Genomic DNA, 15814 nt, shown 5'->3' on the forward strand with positions numbered 1-15814 from the left:
CGCGTGAGCAGCTTGCTTCTCGGGCACATCGTTGATGCGCTCGGTGGTTCGCTGGAAGGGGGAGCGCGGGAAACCGCCATCGCCCGCATCGCGCCACTGGAGGTTGCAGGCCCGGGAGACCTCAGTTTTCTGAGCAACCCGCGCTACCAACAGCAACTGGCCGCCTCCCGGGCGGCCTGTGTCATTGTGGCGCCTGCCATGCGTGATGCCGCACTGGCGCGCGGCGCATGCATCGTGGCCGACAACCCGTATGTGTACTTTGCCCGCGCCACCCAGTTGTGGCGCCAGTGCAATGCGCCCGCGCGGCCATCGGGTGTTCACCCCAGTGCAGTGGTCGATCCCACGGCGCAGGTGCACCCCTCGGCCACCATCGGCCCGCTGTGCGTGGTCGAGCGCGGTGCAAGCATCGGTGCGGACACTGTGCTCAAGTCCCGCGTCACCGTGGGCGAGGACTGCCATGTCGGTGCGCGTTGCATCGTCCATGCGGGCGTGGTCATCGGGGCCGATGGTTTTGGTTTTGCGCCGGAGAGCGGGCGATGGGTCAAGATCGAGCAACTCGGTGCCGTGCGCATCGGAGACGATGTCGAGATCGGGGCCAACACCTGCATTGACCGGGGTGCGCTGCAAGACACGGTGATCGAAGACGGCGTGAAGCTCGACAACCTGATCCAGATCGGCCACAACGTGCGCATCGGCAAGCACTCGGCCATGGCCGGGTGCGCGGGTGTCGCGGGCAGTGCCACCATCGGGGCGCATTGCACCGTGGGCGGCGGCGCCATTGTGTTGGGGCACCTGGAACTGGCCGACAACGTGCACATCTCGGCCGCGACGGTGGTCACCCGCTCTCTCACCCGGCCTGGCCAGTACACCGGCATGTTCCCCATCGACGACAATGCGCGCTGGGAAAAAAACGCTGCCACACTCAAACAATTGCACAGCCTGCGCGAGCGCATCAAGGCGCTGGAGCTGGCCCTCAAGGCAGCATGAACGGAAGAACAACTCGATGATGGATATTCACGCAATTCTCAAACAACTGCCCCACCGCTACCCGTTTTTGCTGGTGGACAAGGTGATCGAGTTGGAGAGCAACACCCGCATCAAGGCCATCAAGAACGTCACGTTCAACGAGCCCTATTTCATGGGGCATTTCCCCGGCCGTCCGGTGATGCCGGGTGTGTTGATCCTGGAGGCATTGGCCCAGGCCGCCGGTTTGCTGGCCTTTGACGCAATGGGCAAGGTGCCCGATGAGAACAACATCTACTACTTTGTCGGTATCGATGGCGCGCGTTTCAAGCGCCCCGTGGAGCCGGGCGACCAGCTGGTCCTGACCATCACCATCGACCGCGTGCGCGGCGGCATCTGGAAGTTCAAGGGCGTGGCCAGCGTGGGCGAAGAGGTGGCTTGCGAGGCCGAACTCATGTGCACCATGCGCGCTGTGGGTTGACCGGTTCAGACCTGTTGGATCGTGAGCAATATCCACCCCACAGCCCTGGTTGCGGACGGTGCCCGCCTGGACCCTACGGTCACGGTGGGGCCATACACGGTCATTGGCGAACACGTGACCATTGGTGCGGGCACCACGGTCGGCGCGCACTGTGTGATCGATGGGCACACCACGATTGGTGCTGACAACCGCATCTTCCAGTTCAATTCCATCGGCGCCATCCCGCAGGACAAGAAGTACGCGGGCGAGCCGACCGAACTGGTCATCGGCGACCGCAACACCATCCGCGAGTTCTGCACACTGAACCTGGGCGTGCCCCAGGCTGGTGGCATCACCACCGTGGGCCATGACAACTGGATCATGGCGTACACCCACATCGCCCACGATTGCCATGTGGGCAACCACACTACGCTGGCGAACAACACCACGCTGGCAGGGCATGTGCACCTGGGCGATTGGGTGACGGTGGGCGGGCTCACCGGCATTCACCAGTTCGTCAAGATTGGTGCCCATGCGATGGTGGGCTTTGCCAGCGCCGTGTCGCAGGACGTGCCACCTTTCATGCTGGTGGATGGCAACCCCTTGGCCGTGCGCGGCTACAACGTGGTGGGGCTGCGCCGGCGTGGCTTTTCGGCCGAGCGCATTGCGGCGGTCAAGCAGATGCACAAGCTGATCTATCGCCAGGGCCTCACGCTGGAGGCCGCGCGCGCAGCCATTGCAGAGCTGGCGCAGTCCGCGCCGCAGGCCAGCGACGACGCGGCGATGATGGAGCAGTTCCTGGCCGACGCCACGCGCGGCATTGCGCGCTGAGGGCTGGGCGATGGCAGATTCCCCCCGCGTCGCGATGGTGGCGGGCGAGACGTCGGGCGACTTGCTGGCGGGCTTGCTGATCGACGGCATGCAGGCGCATTGGCCGGGGCTCCAATCCAGCGGCATTGGCGGGCCGCAGATGGCGCGCCGTGGCTTTGCTGCCTGGTGGCCCAGTGACAAACTGGCGGTACACGGCTACAGCATGGAGGTGCTGCGCCGGTTGCGGGAGTTGCTGCGCATCCGCAAGCAGCTGCGCGAACGCCTGCTCAAAGACCGCCCCGATGTATTCATCGGCGTGGATGCGCCGGATTTCAACCTGGGCCTGGAGGCCGATTTGCGCGCTGCGGGCATCAAGACCGTGCATTTCGTGTGTCCGTCCATCTGGGCCTGGCGTGCAGACCGCGTCGAAAAGATCCGCCGCAGCGCGGACCATGTGCTCTGCATCTTCCCGTTCGAGCCAGAGTTGCTCGCGCAGCACGGCATAGCCGCCACCTACGTGGGCCACCCTCTGGCGGGCGTGATTCCCATGGTGCCGGACCGTACGGCCGCGCGCGCTCAGCTGGGCCTGAGGGATGAAGACGAAGTTCTGGCCATCCTGCCGGGGAGCCGCTCTTCCGAGATCCAGTACATCGCGCGGCCCTTCTTTGAGGCTGCAGCGCTGGTGCTTAAAGCGCGACCAGCTATTAAATTGATAGTGCCTGCGGTGCCTGCACTGCGTGACCGCATCGAGCAGGTGGCGCGCGCCTGTGGTCTGGGTGATGCCCTGCGGATCACCACAGGCCAGTCGCACACGGTGCTCGCGGCCTGTGACGCCACCTTGATCGCCAGCGGCACCGCGACGCTGGAGGCCGCGCTCTTCAAGCGGCCCATGGTCATCGGTTACCACATGCACCCCCTGAGCTGGTGGCTCATGCGCCGCAAGCAACTGCAGCCCTGGGTGGGCCTGCCCAACATCTTGTGCCGCGAGTTTGTGGTGCCCGAGCTGATCCAGGACGCCGCGACGCCCCAGGCCCTCTGCGCAGCCACCTTGGACTGGCTGGATGCAAAGCGCCAAGATCCCCCCAAAATTGCGACCCTGGAGCAGCGCTTTACGGCGCTGCACGAGAGCCTGCTGCGCAACACTCCTCAACTGGCTGCCGATGCGATCCAGAAAATCCTCGCTCCCGCTGCCTGAGCAGGCCTGCCTGCCCTGGCATCCGCCCGGCCTCGTGGCTGGCGTGGACGAGGCCGGCCGTGGTCCCCTGGCCGGGCCCGTGGTGGCAGCGGCTGTGATCCTGGACGACCTGCACCCGATTGCAGGCTTGGCCGACTCCAAGAAGCTCACGGCCGCGCGGCGTGAAAAGCTTTACGACGAGATCCGCGCCAAGGCCCTGTGCTGCAGCATTGCCGAGGCCAGTGTCGAAGAGATCGACCAGCTCAACATCCTGCAGGCCACGCTGCTGGCCATGCGCCGTGCCGTCATGGGGCTGCGGCTCAAACCGGCGATGGTGCTGGTGGATGGCAACCGGCTGCCCGTGCTGGATGTTCCGGCGGAGGCCATCGTCAAGGGCGATGCGCTGGTGCCGGCCATCTCGGCAGCCTCCATCCTTGCCAAGGTGCACCGCGACCGCTGGTGCGCGCAGGTGCATGATGAGTTTCCCCAGTACGGCTTTGCCGGCCACAAGGGATACGGCACGGCCGTGCACATGGCGGCCTTGCGCGAGCACGGTGCCTGCATTCACCACCGGCGCTCGTTTGCGCCTGTGGCCCAGAACCTGCGCGCCGGATCCTGACCGGGCGCTGAAAATTTGCCATGACCTCCTCGTCCGTCACCGCCATCCATTCCCGCGATAACGCTTTCGTCAAGGATTTGCGCCGTTTGGCCCAGGACACGACGGCGTACCGCAAGCAGGGCCGTGTCTGGCTCGAAGGAGACCATCTGTGCCGCGCCGCGCTGGCGCGGGGGCTGCGGGCATCGGTGGCGGTGTTTTCTGAGTCTTTTTGGACGCAGGCGCAGGTGGAATATGCCCGGGCAGCTACAAAATTCATAGTTCTTGCGGATGCACTGTTTGCAGACGTGAGCGGGCTGGAGTCGCCCGCCGCGATGGGCTTCATCCTGGACCTGCCCGCACCGGCATCACTCCGGCCCGATGCCGCCACCGTGGTGCTGGACAGGGTGCAGGACGCGGGCAATGTGGGCTCCATCCTGCGCAGCGCCTCGGCGTTCGGGTTTCGCCAGGTGGCCGCCATCAAGGGCAGTGCCGCGCTGTGGTCGCCCAAGGTCTTGCGGGCTGGCATGGGGGCGCATTTCGCACTTGACCTGATCGAGGGGCTGGCGCTGGACGACCTCGCCGCCCTCCAGGTGCCGCTGCTGGTCACCAGCTCGCACGCGGGTGAATTCTTGCACCGCGCTGCCTTGCCCTGGCCCTGCGCCTGGGTGATGGGCCACGAAGGGCAGGGCGTCAGCCCGGCCCTGGAAGATAGGGCTTCTTTGCGCATCCGCATTGCCCAGCCCGGTGGCGAGGAGTCGCTCAATGTGGCGGCGGCTGCGGCCATTTGCCTGCACGCGAGCGGAGCAGGGCGCTGACGCTGTCTGCGCCCGCATCGGTGCTGTGGGCGTCCAAGGCGAGCTTGGGGCTCGCAGGTCATAGACCCTGGTATCGGGGTTATGCAAGGCGTGCATTGCGGAGGTGTCAGCGACGGAGGGTATAATCGGGAGCTTTTCTCGCAACAGCGTCGCCCGACCGCACCCAAAGCAACAACCCATCTGAGAGCAGCCATTGGCACCATCGCGCTTCGAGTGTGCGAGTGGTCTGCAGGCGCCGGGCGACCGTAACCATCCGGAGAACCCAGTGCTTTTGTCTCTCAAGGGAAACTTCCCGCCCGCCATCCTGGCGCTCGCAGACGGCACGGTCTTTATCGGTAACTCGATCGGTGCCACCGGCACCACGGTCGGTGAAGTGGTGTTCAACACCGCCGTCACCGGCTACCAGGAAATCCTCACCGACCCCAGCTACTGCCAGCAGATCGTCACCCTGACGTATCCGCACATCGGCAATTACGGCGTCAATGCGGAAGACATCGAAGCCGACAAGGTCCATGCAGCAGGTCTGATCATCAAAGACCTGCCCCTTCTGGCCAGCAACTTCCGATCCACCGAAACGCTTTCGCAGTACCTCGTGCGCGAAAAGACGGTGGCCATTGCCAACATCGACACCCGCAAGCTCACCCGCCTGCTGCGTGACAAGGGTGCGCAGAACGGCGCCATCCTGGGCCTCGCAGCCGGTGAGGCTGTGACGCAGGCGCGCATCGACGAAGTCCTGGCCGCGGCCAAGGCTGCGCCCAGCATGAAGGGCCTGGACCTGGCCCAAGTGGTGACCACCCCTGCGACCTACACCTGGGACCAGACCGAGTGGAAGCTGGGCGACGGCTATGGCACACAGGCTGCGCCGCGCTTCCATGTGGTGGCGTACGACTTTGGCGTCAAGAAAAACATCCTGCGCATGCTGGCCGAGCGTGGCTGCAAGCTCACCGTGGTGCCCGCCAAGACGCCTGCGGCGGACGTGCTGGCCATGAAGCCGGACGGCGTGTTCCTGTCCAACGGCCCTGGCGACCCAGAGCCCTGCGACTACGCCATCGAAGCCACCCGCCAGATCGTCGAAGCGGGCGTGCCCACCTTCGGCATCTGCCTGGGCCACCAGATCATGGCCTTGGCCAGTGGCGCCAAGACATTCAAGATGGACAACAGCCACCACGGCGCCAACCACCCGGTGAAAGACCTGGACAACGGCCGCGTGAGCATCACCAGCCAGAACCACGGGTTTGCCGTGGACATGGCCTCGCTGCCCGCCACACTGCGCCCCACGCACATCAGCCTGTTCGACGGCACGCTGCAAGGCCTTGAGCGCACCGACAAGCCTGCGTTCTGCTTCCAGGGCCACCCCGAGGCATCGCCCGGCCCGCACGACATCGCCTACCTGTTTGACCGCTTCACCGCGCTGATGGAGAAGAAATAATGCCAAAGCGCACAGACCTCAAATCGATCCTCATCATCGGCGCCGGCCCGATCATCATCGGCCAGGCCTGCGAGTTCGACTACTCCGGCGTGCAGGCCTGCAAGGCCCTGCGCGAAGAGGGCTACAAGGTCATCCTGATCAACAGCAACCCCGCGACGATCATGACCGACCCGGCCACCGCCGACGTCACCTACATCGAGCCCATCACCTGGCAGACGGTCGAGAAGATCATCGCCAAGGAGCGCCCTGACGCCATCCTGCCCACCATGGGCGGCCAGACGGCGCTGAACTGCGCGCTGGACCTTTGGCGCAACGGCGTGCTCGACAAGTACAAGGTTGAGTTGATTGGCGCCACGCCCGAAGCCATTGACAAGGCCGAAGACCGCCTGAAGTTCAAGGACGCCATGACCAAGATCGGTCTGGGCTCCGCGCGCTCGGGCATTGCCCACAGCATGGACGAAGCCTGGGCTGTGCAAAAGAGCGTGGGCTTCCCTACTGTGATCCGACCCAGCTTCACGCTGGGCGGCACGGGCGGTGGCATTGCCTACAACCCCGAAGAGTTCGAAACCATCTGCAAGCGCGGCCTGGAAGCCTCGCCCACCAACGAGCTGCTGATCGAAGAATCGCTGCTCGGCTGGAAGGAATACGAGATGGAAGTGGTCCGCGACAAGGCGGACAACTGCATCATCATCTGCTCCATCGAGAACCTGGACCCCATGGGCGTGCACACGGGCGACTCGATCACCGTGGCCCCGGCCCAGACGCTGACCGACAAGGAATACCAGATCATGCGCAACGCCTCTTTGGCGGTGCTGCGCGAGATCGGCGTGGACACGGGTGGCTCCAACGTGCAGTTCTCGGTGAATCCGAAGGACGGCCGCATGATCGTCATCGAGATGAACCCGCGCGTGTCGCGTTCGTCGGCGCTGGCTTCCAAGGCCACGGGCTTCCCCATCGCCAAGGTCGCGGCCAAGCTGGCCGTGGGCTACACGCTCGATGAGCTGAAGAATGAAATCACGGGCGGCGCCACGCCTGCCTCGTTCGAGCCTTCTATCGACTACGTGGTCACCAAGATCCCGCGTTTCGCGTTCGAAAAATTCCCCACGGCCGACAGCCGCCTGACCACGCAGATGAAGTCGGTGGGTGAGGTCATGGCCATGGGCCGCACCTTCCAGGAATCCTTCCAGAAAGCCCTGCGTGGCCTGGAAGTGGGTGTGGACGGCATGAACGAAAAAACCCAGGACCGCGAGACGCTGGAGAAGGAACTGGGCGAGCCAGGTCCCGAGCGCATCTGGTACGTGGGCGACGCGTTTGCCATGGGCCTGTCGGTGGACGAGGTGTATGACCTCACCAAGATCGACAAGTGGTTCCTGGTGCAGATCGAAGAGATCGTGAAGATCGAGCTGGAGCTGGACAAGATCGCTGCAGAAAAGGGCGACGCTGCATTGGCATCGCTGGATGCTGACACGCTGCGCACCCTCAAGAAGAAGGGCTTCTCCGACCGCCGACTGGCCAAGCTGCTCAAGACCACCGAGAAATCGGTGCGCGAAGCACGCCGCGCCCTCAACGTGCGCCCGGTCTACAAGCGCGTGGACACCTGCGCTGCAGAGTTTGCGACCAACACGGCCTACATGTACTCGACCTACGAGGAAGAGTGCGAAGCCGCGCCCACTGACAAGAAAAAGATCATGGTGCTGGGCGGTGGCCCGAACCGCATCGGCCAGGGCATCGAGTTCGACTATTGCTGCGTGCATGCCGCACTCGCCATGCGCGAGGATGGCTACGAAACCATCATGGTCAACTGCAACCCTGAAACGGTTTCGACCGACTATGACACGTCGGACCGCCTGTACTTTGAGCCGCTCACGCTCGAAGACGTGCTCGAAATCGTGGACAAGGAAAAGCCACACGGCGTGATCGTGCAGTACGGCGGCCAGACGCCTTTGAAGCTTGCACTGGGCCTGGAAGCCGAAGGCGTGCCGATCATCGGCACCAGCCCCGACATGATCGACGCAGCAGAAGACCGCGAGCGCTTCCAGAAACTGCTGGGCGATCTGGGCCTGCGCCAGCCGCCCAATGCCACCGCACGCACCGAAGCCGAGGCCCTGGAAAAGGCTGCTACGCTGGGTTACCCCCTGGTGGTGCGCCCCAGCTATGTGCTGGGCGGTCGTGCGATGGAAATCGTGCACGAACAACGCGACCTGGAGCGTTACATGCGCGAGGCCGTGAAGGTGAGCAACGACTCGCCCGTGCTGCTAGACCGCTTCCTGAACGACGCCATCGAGTGCGATGTGGACTGCTTGCGCGACCCCGAGGGCAAGACCTTCATCGGTGGTGTGATGGAACATATCGAGCAAGCCGGTGTGCACTCGGGTGACTCGGCCTGCTCGCTGCCTCCGTACTACCTCAAGCAAGCCACGGTGGACGAGCTCAAGCGCCAGTCGGCTGCCATGGCTGAAGGCCTGAACGTGGTGGGCCTGATGAACGTGCAGTTTGCCATTCAGGAAGTGGATGGCAAGGACGTGATCTACGTGCTGGAAGTGAACCCCCGCGCCTCGCGCACGGTGCCGTTTGTCTCCAAGGCCACCGGCATCCAGCTGGCCAAGGTCGCGGCACGCTGCATGGCGGGCCAGACGCTGGCTTCGCAGGGCATCACCAAGGAAGTCACACCGCCGTACTTCAGCGTGAAGGAAGCGGTGTTCCCGTTCGTCAAGTTCCCCGGCGTGGACACCATCCTCGGCCCCGAGATGAAGTCCACCGGCGAAGTGATGGGCGTGGGCAAGACCTTTGGCGAAGCCTTCGTGAAGAGCCAGCTGGGCGCGGGCACTAAGCTGCCGACGTCGGGCAAGGTGTTCCTTACCGTGAAGAACAACGACAAGCCCCGTGCAGTGGACATTGCCCGCCAGCTGGTGGCGCTGGGCTTCGACCTGGTTGCTACCAAGGGCACGGCTGCAGCCATTGCCGAAGCGGGTGTCCCGGTGGTGGTGGTCAACAAGGTCACCGAAGGCCGCCCGCACATCGTGGACATGATCAAGAACAACGAGATTGTCATGGTCATCAACACGGTGGAAGAACGCCGTAACGCGATTGCCGATTCGCGTGCGATTCGTACCTCGTCGCTGCTGGCCCGCGTGACCACGTTCACCACCATCTTTGGTGCGGAGGCGGCCGTGGAAGGCATGAAGTACCTGGACAAGCTCGACGTGTATTCCGTGCAGGAACTGCACGCCCAGCTGGCGGCCTGACCGGGTTTTTGCGGTGGCTTTGGCCGCCGCAAACACGGCATAATCGCCACTGAACCAACACCGCCGCGCGGCAACGTGCGGCGGTTTCCTTTTGTAGATGTGCCACGTGCACCCCCCAATGTTTTGTGGGGAGCAGCGTGGCGAAAGATCGGTGGAAGTGCCTTGCACTTTCACCGTTTTGACTTGTGGAGACTCAATCGCATGGCCACCATTCCCATTACCAAGCGCGGCGCTGAAATGCTCAAGGAAGAGCTGCACCGCCTCAAGACCGTGGAGCGTCCTGCGGTGATCGCTGCCATTGCCGAAGCACGCGCCCAGGGTGACCTGAGCGAAAACGCCGACTACGACGCAGCCAAGGACCGCCAGGGCTTTATCGAAGGCCGCATTCAGGAGATCGAGGGCAAGCTCTCGGTAGCCCAGGTCATTGACCCCAGTGCGGTCGACGGTGGCGGCAAGGTGGTGTTTGGTGCCACGGTCGAACTGGAGGACGAAGAGTCGGGTGACATGGTGAAGTACCAGATCGTGGGCGAAGACGAGGCTGACCTCAAGCGAGGCTTGATCAATATTTCCAGCCCCATCGCGCGTGCGCTAATTGGCAAGGAAGAGGGTGACACCGCCGAAGTGCAGGCCCCTGGCGGCATTCGTCGCTACGAAGTGGTGGCGGTCAGCTACCAGTGAGCGTGCACGGCATGTCCCACCGCTTTCCTGCCCTGGTCGCTGCACTGTGGTGGGGCAGTTTGACCACCATCGGGTTTCTGGTCGTGCCCATGCTGTTTGCCCATCTGCCTTCGCCCACGATGGCGGGCAACATGGCGGCCAAGCTGTTTGCGGCGCAGACCTGGGTGGCGGTGGTGTGTTGTGTGATGCTGCTGCTTGTGTCCAGGCCTCGGCATGGGGTGGCCCAATATCCTTGGGCACGCGCTGCCATGCTGTTCGTTCTCGGCGGCCTGCTGCTGGCGTTGCTCAACCAGTTTGGCGTTGCGCCCCGCATTGTGGCCCGGCAGGACTTGCGTCTGTGGCACAGCGTGGGGACGATGATGTACGCAGCGCAATGGGGCTGCGCCTTGGCCGTGTTGTGGCAAACGCTGCGGACGGGAGCGCACGCGGCAGTGGAAGAGCGGTCCGTCAGCGATTGACGGTCAAGCAAGCGACTCGCTGACAGATCTACCGCGGCGTAGATTTTTTTGAGAACAAGCCGGCCCGCCGCCGCGCCTATTCGTGCCAGTGTTCCGCCACCCAGGTGGCTGGGCGGATGTAGCGAAACCGCCGGTTGCGCCGGCCCGCCAGGGCATCCGGAGGGTTGCATTCCCCATGAAAAATCACGATGCGTGCACCTTCCGGCACAAACGGCGCGCGCCAGTAGTTGGTAGGCCAGGGCGGTATCCCGTGGTACTTGAAACTGGGACACCACGCGGCGGGCCAGTATTGCAGCTTGCCCTGCTTGTGCAAGAAGTCTGACAGGTAGGCCTGCTCGTTGCGGAACTGTGCCCGGATTTCAGCGAAGTGCTCGCGAAAATACGCCAGCACATCCGGGTGTGCGCCCAGCTCGAAGCGGTATACCGACGAGTTGCCGGTGATGCGCCACGGACGCTTGTAGTCGTGAATGATCAGAAATTCGCCAGGCTGGGTGAAGAAATCATCCAGGCTGCCGGTGATGACCACATCCACATCCAAAAACAGGGCGGTGCCGCGCAACCCATGCAAATCTGCGCTGAAGGTTGCCAGCTTGGTCCAGCCCCGCTCGGGAATGCCGGGCGGCAGATCCAGTGCGGGAATGGGCAGGCATTGCACTTCGCTGCGGATGCCGGTGCTGTCATCGGTGAGGCAGACAAAACGGAAATCGCCGCTCAGATGCCGACGCACCATGGCATACAGCCGGTTGACGTATTCGGGGCCGTATTTCGTGCCCCATTTCATGCAGAGGATGTGGCGCGTGGGCGCCTTGCTGGCAGGTGCTGCAACGGTTGCAGGTAATGCCGAGCCTGCATCGTGGCTCATCAGTCGGCCTGACGCTTCTTGATGGATTTTTGCTTGGGCTTGGCCCGCTTGATCTGGCCACCCGAGGTGAGGCGCTGGTTACCGAGCACGCGCAACTGCTTGATCTCGGGACGCTGACCGCCCCGCTTGCTGTACTTGAGCACCTTGACGTCGCGGGGGCCGGGCATCCGGTCTTCATCGACAGCGCGCTCCTTGACAGGCTGAGGCCGCCACAGCACCAGCAGCTTGCCGATGTGCTGGATGGGTGCAGCGTTGAGTTCAGCGGTCAGCTCCTGGTACATCAGCTCGCGCGCGGTGCGGTCATCGTTGAAAACACGCACCTTGATCAGGCCATGAGCATTGAGGGCGGCGTCAATTTCCTTCTTGACGGCGGGGGTGAGGCCATCGCCGCCAATCAGGACCACGGGGTCCAGGTGGTGGGCAGCGGCGCGTTGTTCCCGGCGCTCGGCAGGAGTCAGTTGAATTTGGGGCATCCCCGTATTATGTCTGCGGCCCGGCTGGACGTGATTCCGGCTGACATGCGCAGCGCTGGGGGGCAGGTCAGCCACTGCAGTGATTGTCGAGAGACAATACCGCCATATGAAAGTCAAAACCCAGAGCAAAAAGGTGAACAAGGCGTGGCTCAACGACCACGTGAACGACACCTATGTCAAATTGGCACAGAAGGAGGGTTACCGCGCCCGTGCCGCCTACAAGCTCAAGGAGATTGACGAGCAACTGGGCCTTATCAAGCCGGGATATACGGTCGTCGATCTGGGCTCTACCCCGGGGGCATGGAGCCAGTATCTGCGCCGGCGCCTGTCACCCTCGGGTGCTGCAGCGGGGCAGCTCAACGGGGCGATCATTGCGTTGGACATCTTGCCCATGGAGCCGATTGAAGGTGTCACCTACCTGAACGGCGACTTTCGGGAGCCCGAAGTGTTGGAGCGCCTGGAGCAGGCGCTCGACGGCCGTGTGGTGGATGTGGTGGTGTCGGACATGGCGCCCAACCTGTCGGGCATCGAGTCTGCCGATGCGGCGCGGATTGCGCACCTGGTGGAGTTGGCTGTGGATTTCGCTTGCAACCATTTGAAACCGGAGGGCGCCCTGGTGGTCAAGCTGTTCCATGGCAGTGGATACAGCGATCTGGTCACCTTGTTCAAGCAGACTTTCAAGGTCGTCAAGCCCCTGAAACCCAAGGCTTCGCGCGACAAGTCCTCCGAAACGTTCCTGGTGGGGATGGGGCTTAAAAAGTAGCCTGTTCAGGCTTGCCTCAGGTCAAGAATCCGTGAATTTTGGCGCCAAAGCCCGTGCTGATTCCATGGGCGTGAGGGGGAATAGGGCTGGCCCCGTGGCTTGAAAGACCTAAAATGGGCCGCACATGCGTGCCATGACGGCAGTGTGTCCGTTTTCTGTTCCCCGCAACTGGAGCCCCGCTTGAACAATCAGTGGTTTTCAAAAATTGCCGTATGGCTGGTCATCGCCATGGTGCTGTTCACGGTGTTCAAACAGTTTGACACCCGCAGCGGCGCCAGTGCAGGCCACGTCGGGTATTCCGAGTTTCTGGACGAAGTTCGCAACAACCGCATCAAAAGCGCCACCATTCCTGAAGGGCTGAGCGGCGGCGAGATTGTGGCGGTTACGACCGATGACCGCAAAATCCGCACGAATGCCTCGGTGTTGGACCGTGGTCTGGTGGGCGACCTGCTGAACCACAACGTCAAGTTCGACGTGAAGCCTCGTGAGGAAGGTTCCCTGCTCATGACCTTGCTGGTCAGCTGGGGCCCCATGCTGCTGCTGATTGGCGTATGGGTGTACTTCATGCGCCAGATGCAGGGCGGCGGCAAGGGCGGCGCCTTCAGCTTCGGCAAGAGCAAGGCGCGCATGCTGGACGAGAACAACAACCAGGTCACGTTCGCGGACGTGGCCGGCTGTGACGAGGCCAAGGAAGAAGTCAAGGAAGTCGTGGACTTCCTGAAGGACCCGCAGAAGTTCCAGAAGCTGGGTGGCCGTATTCCCCGTGGCCTGCTGCTGGTCGGCCCTCCCGGTACTGGTAAGACTTTGCTGGCCAAGTCCATTGCGGGCGAAGCCAAGGTGCCGTTCTTCAGCATCTCGGGCTCGGATTTTGTGGAAATGTTCGTTGGCGTGGGTGCGGCCCGCGTGCGCGACATGTTCGACAACGCCAAGAAGAACGCCCCCTGCATCATCTTCATCGATGAAATCGACGCCGTGGGCCGCCAGCGCGGTGCTGGACTGGGCGGCGGCAATGATGAGCGCGAGCAGACCCTGAACCAGATGCTGGTCGAGATGGACGGCTTTGAGACCAACCTGGGTGTGATCGTGGTGGCTGCCACCAACCGTCCAGACATCCTGGACGCAGCCCTGCTGCGCCCTGGTCGTTTTGACCGCCAGGTGTATGTGACGCTGCCCGACATCCGCGGCCGCGAGCAGATTCTGAATGTGCACATGCGCAAGATCCCGATCGGCCAGGACGTAGCCCCTGCGATCATCGCCCGTGGCACGCCCGGCATGAGCGGCGCCGACCTGGCTAACCTGTGCAACGAAGCTGCCCTGATGGCTGCGCGCCGCAATGCGCGCACCGTCGAGATGCAGGACTTTGAGAAGGCCAAGGACAAGATCCTCATGGGCCCCGAGCGCAAGAGCATGGTCATGCCCGAGGAAGAGCGCCGCAACACGGCTTACCACGAAGCTGGCCACGCCCTGATCGGCAAGCTGCTGCCCAAGTGCGACCCGGTGCACAAGGTCACCATCATCCCACGTGGCCGTGCTTTGGGCGTGACGATGAGCCTGCCCGCGCAGGACCGTTACAGCTACGACCGCGAATACATGCTCAACCAGATCAGCATGCTGTTCGGTGGCCGTATCGCTGAGGAAGTGTTCATGAACCAGATGACCACCGGCGCCAGCAACGACTTCGAGCGCGCCACGCACATCGCTCGTGACATGGTCACCCGCTACGGCATGACGGATGCATTGGGCCCCATGGTCTACGCCGAGAACGAAGGCGAAGTGTTCCTAGGCCGTTCAGTGACCAAGACCACCACCATGAGTGAGCAGACCATGGAAAAGGTGGACATGGAGGTGCGTCGCATCATCGATGACCAGTACAACCTGGCACGCCGTCTGATCGAAGAAAACAGCGACAAAATGCACGCCATGGCCAAGGCCTTGCTCGAATGGGAAACCATCGATACCGAGCAGCTGGATGACATCATGGCAGGCAAGGAGCCCCGTCCTCCCAAGGACTGGACACCGCGCACTCCGCCCTCGGGGGGTGACAACTCCAGCGGCGGTACTCCTGCAGTAGCCACGGACACCGCACCGACAGCAGCCTGACCAAGCTCTCGGTACAGCCGTTCAGACGGGGCCTTGTGCCCCGTTTTTCGTGGTGTTTCATTTTTCACTGCGAATTTGTTGGCTTGGCCTCTCTTTCGCAAATTTGCACGGGTTCGATCGACACATGATCTGGCAAACCTCTCGCTTCGCCATTGATCTGGCCCGTCCCCAGGTCATGGGTATCGTCAACGTGACGCCCGACTCTTTCTCTGATGGGGGGCGCCATGGCTCCACGGCTGCTGCGCTGCGGCATTGCGAGCAGCTGCTGAAGGAGGGGGCTGATATCCTGGATATCGGTGGCGAGTCCACCCGGCCGGGCAGCCCCGCGGTACCCCTGGACGAGGAGCTGTCTCGTGTGGTGCCTCTGGTGCGTGAGGCGGTCACCTTGGGTGTGCCGATCTCGGTGGATACCTACAAGCCCGAGGTCATGCGCGCGGTGCTGGACTTGGGGGCCGACATCATCAACGACATTTGGGCTCTGCGGCAGCCAGGCGCTGCGGCGGCGGTGGCTGCGCACCCGCAGTGCGGCGTGTGCCTGATGCACATGCACCGCGACCCGCAGACCATGCAGCAGGCGCCCATGGACGGGGATGTGGTGCCCCAGGTGCTATCATTTTTGCAGCTGCAGGCGCATAATCTACTAGCGCTTGGGGTCGAAAAGACTCGTATTCTGCTGGATGCGGGCATTGGCTTTGGCAAAACGGTGGAACAAAACTTTGCCTTGCTGGCGCGGCATTCCGAACTGCTGGCTGCTGGCTATCCGCTGCTGGCAGGGTGGTCACGCAAGTCGTCGCTGGGCGCGGTGACCGGGCTGGAGGTGGATCAGCGCATGGTGCCCAGCGTGGCCGCCGCCATGCTGGCGGTCGAGCGGGGCGCTTCGGTAGTGCGTGTGCACGATGTGCGCGATACCGTGGCGGCACTGGCCGTGTGGTCTGCGATGCAGCGATCTGGCTGAGGGGCCAGCGATTTGAGAGCAGGTTGTGGGA

The 15814-nt window shown here is 63.1% G+C and carries 15 protein-coding genes; 13 read left to right on the plus strand and 2 right to left on the minus strand.

Going from position 1 to position 15814, the window contains the following annotated elements; all coding sequences use genetic code 11:
• Positions 1-3: 3 nt before the first annotated feature.
• From lpxD to C380_RS09160, 10 genes are all read left to right on the plus strand, one after another.
• Positions 4-987: a UDP-3-O-(3-hydroxymyristoyl)glucosamine N-acyltransferase gene (gene lpxD / locus C380_RS09115; RefSeq protein ID WP_015013561.1), complete on the plus strand. Its 984-nt coding sequence runs from the start codon at positions 4-6 to the stop codon at positions 985-987.
• A 16-nt stretch (positions 988-1003) separates the two neighbouring features.
• Entirely contained in the window at positions 1004-1444 is a 441-nt protein-coding gene (gene fabZ, locus C380_RS09120) for a 3-hydroxyacyl-ACP dehydratase FabZ (protein ID WP_015013562.1), read from the plus strand.
• Between the two features lie 21 nt (positions 1445-1465).
• Positions 1466-2254, plus strand: a complete 789-nt coding sequence (gene lpxA, locus C380_RS09125; RefSeq protein ID WP_015013563.1) for an acyl-ACP--UDP-N-acetylglucosamine O-acyltransferase — start codon at positions 1466-1468, stop codon at positions 2252-2254.
• Positions 2255-2264: 10 nt separating this feature from the next.
• A complete protein-coding gene (lpxB, locus tag C380_RS09130; RefSeq protein ID WP_015013564.1) occupies positions 2265-3428 on the plus strand; it encodes a lipid-A-disaccharide synthase in 1164 nt (387 codons plus the stop codon).
• The gene (gene rnhB / locus C380_RS09135; RefSeq protein ID WP_015013565.1) at positions 3394-4026 is read left to right on the plus strand and encodes a ribonuclease HII; all 633 of its coding nucleotides are present in this window, start codon (positions 3394-3396) and stop codon (positions 4024-4026) included. Before lpxB ends, rnhB begins: the two co-directional genes overlap by 35 nt.
• Before the next feature lie 20 nt (positions 4027-4046).
• Positions 4047-4820: an RNA methyltransferase gene (locus tag C380_RS09140; protein ID WP_015013566.1), complete on the plus strand. Its 774-nt coding sequence runs from the start codon at positions 4047-4049 to the stop codon at positions 4818-4820.
• Positions 4821-5085: 265 nt separating this feature from the next.
• Positions 5086-6249, plus strand: a complete 1164-nt coding sequence (gene carA / locus C380_RS09145; RefSeq protein ID WP_015013567.1) for a glutamine-hydrolyzing carbamoyl-phosphate synthase small subunit — start codon at positions 5086-5088, stop codon at positions 6247-6249.
• Complete coding sequence (gene carB, locus C380_RS09150) at positions 6249-9494, plus strand: carbamoyl-phosphate synthase large subunit (RefSeq protein WP_015013568.1); 3246 nt, start codon at positions 6249-6251, stop codon at positions 9492-9494. Before carA ends, carB begins: the two co-directional genes overlap by 1 nt.
• Positions 9495-9695: 201 nt before the next feature.
• Positions 9696-10172, plus strand: a complete 477-nt coding sequence (gene greA, locus C380_RS09155) for a transcription elongation factor GreA (RefSeq protein WP_015013569.1) — start codon at positions 9696-9698, stop codon at positions 10170-10172.
• A gap of 11 nt (positions 10173-10183) precedes the next feature.
• On the plus strand, positions 10184-10630 hold the full coding sequence (locus C380_RS09160; protein WP_015013570.1) for a DUF4149 domain-containing protein: 447 nt from the start codon (positions 10184-10186) through the stop codon (positions 10628-10630).
• Between the two features lie 76 nt (positions 10631-10706).
• Here the strand turns inward: C380_RS09160 and C380_RS09165 are convergent, their stop codons facing one another.
• Positions 10707-11492, minus strand: a complete 786-nt coding sequence (locus tag C380_RS09165; protein WP_015013571.1) for a hypothetical protein — start codon at positions 11490-11492, stop codon at positions 10707-10709.
• Positions 11492-11965: a YhbY family RNA-binding protein gene (locus C380_RS09170; protein ID WP_015013572.1), complete on the minus strand. Its 474-nt coding sequence runs from the start codon at positions 11963-11965 to the stop codon at positions 11492-11494. Before C380_RS09170 ends, C380_RS09165 begins: the two co-directional genes overlap by 1 nt.
• A 106-nt stretch (positions 11966-12071) precedes the next feature.
• Here C380_RS09170 and C380_RS09175 point away from each other — a divergent pair, with 106 nt between their 5' ends.
• From C380_RS09175 to folP, 3 genes are all read left to right on the plus strand, one after another.
• Positions 12072-12728 (plus strand): RlmE family RNA methyltransferase, encoded by a 657-nt coding sequence (locus C380_RS09175; RefSeq protein WP_015013573.1) that lies wholly within the window; start codon positions 12072-12074, stop codon positions 12726-12728.
• 180 nt (positions 12729-12908) lie between these two features.
• Complete coding sequence (gene ftsH, locus C380_RS09180) at positions 12909-14828, plus strand: ATP-dependent zinc metalloprotease FtsH (RefSeq protein ID WP_015013574.1); 1920 nt, start codon at positions 12909-12911, stop codon at positions 14826-14828.
• A 124-nt stretch (positions 14829-14952) separates the two neighbouring features.
• Positions 14953-15783, plus strand: coding sequence for a dihydropteroate synthase (gene folP, locus C380_RS09185; RefSeq protein WP_015013575.1), 831 nt, complete (start codon positions 14953-14955; stop codon positions 15781-15783).
• Positions 15784-15814: the final 31 nt, after the last annotated feature.

This window comes from Acidovorax sp. KKS102, from assembly GCF_000302535.1.
In the GTDB taxonomy this organism is placed as follows: Bacteria; Pseudomonadota; Gammaproteobacteria; order Burkholderiales; family Burkholderiaceae_C; genus Acidovorax.

Coding starts and splice junctions, on each gene's coding strand:
- C380_RS09160 (WP_015013570.1), top strand. CDS start 10,184: ATGTCCCACCGCTTTCCTGCCCTGGTCGCTGCACTGTGGTGGGGCAGT.
- C380_RS09165 (WP_015013571.1), bottom strand. CDS start 11,492: ATGAGCCACGATGCAGGCTCGGCATTACCTGCAACCGTTGCAGCACCT.
- C380_RS09140 (WP_015013566.1), top strand. CDS start 4,047: ATGACCTCCTCGTCCGTCACCGCCATCCATTCCCGCGATAACGCTTTC.
- lpxB (WP_015013564.1), top strand. CDS start 2,265: ATGGCAGATTCCCCCCGCGTCGCGATGGTGGCGGGCGAGACGTCGGGC.
- C380_RS09175 (WP_015013573.1), top strand. CDS start 12,072: ATGAAAGTCAAAACCCAGAGCAAAAAGGTGAACAAGGCGTGGCTCAAC.
- carB (WP_015013568.1), top strand. CDS start 6,249: ATGCCAAAGCGCACAGACCTCAAATCGATCCTCATCATCGGCGCCGGC.
- rnhB (WP_015013565.1), top strand. CDS start 3,394: ATGCGATCCAGAAAATCCTCGCTCCCGCTGCCTGAGCAGGCCTGCCTG.
- C380_RS09170 (WP_015013572.1), bottom strand. CDS start 11,965: ATGCCCCAAATTCAACTGACTCCTGCCGAGCGCCGGGAACAACGCGCC.
- fabZ (WP_015013562.1), top strand. CDS start 1,004: ATGATGGATATTCACGCAATTCTCAAACAACTGCCCCACCGCTACCCG.
- folP (WP_015013575.1), top strand. CDS start 14,953: ATGATCTGGCAAACCTCTCGCTTCGCCATTGATCTGGCCCGTCCCCAG.
- greA (WP_015013569.1), top strand. CDS start 9,696: ATGGCCACCATTCCCATTACCAAGCGCGGCGCTGAAATGCTCAAGGAA.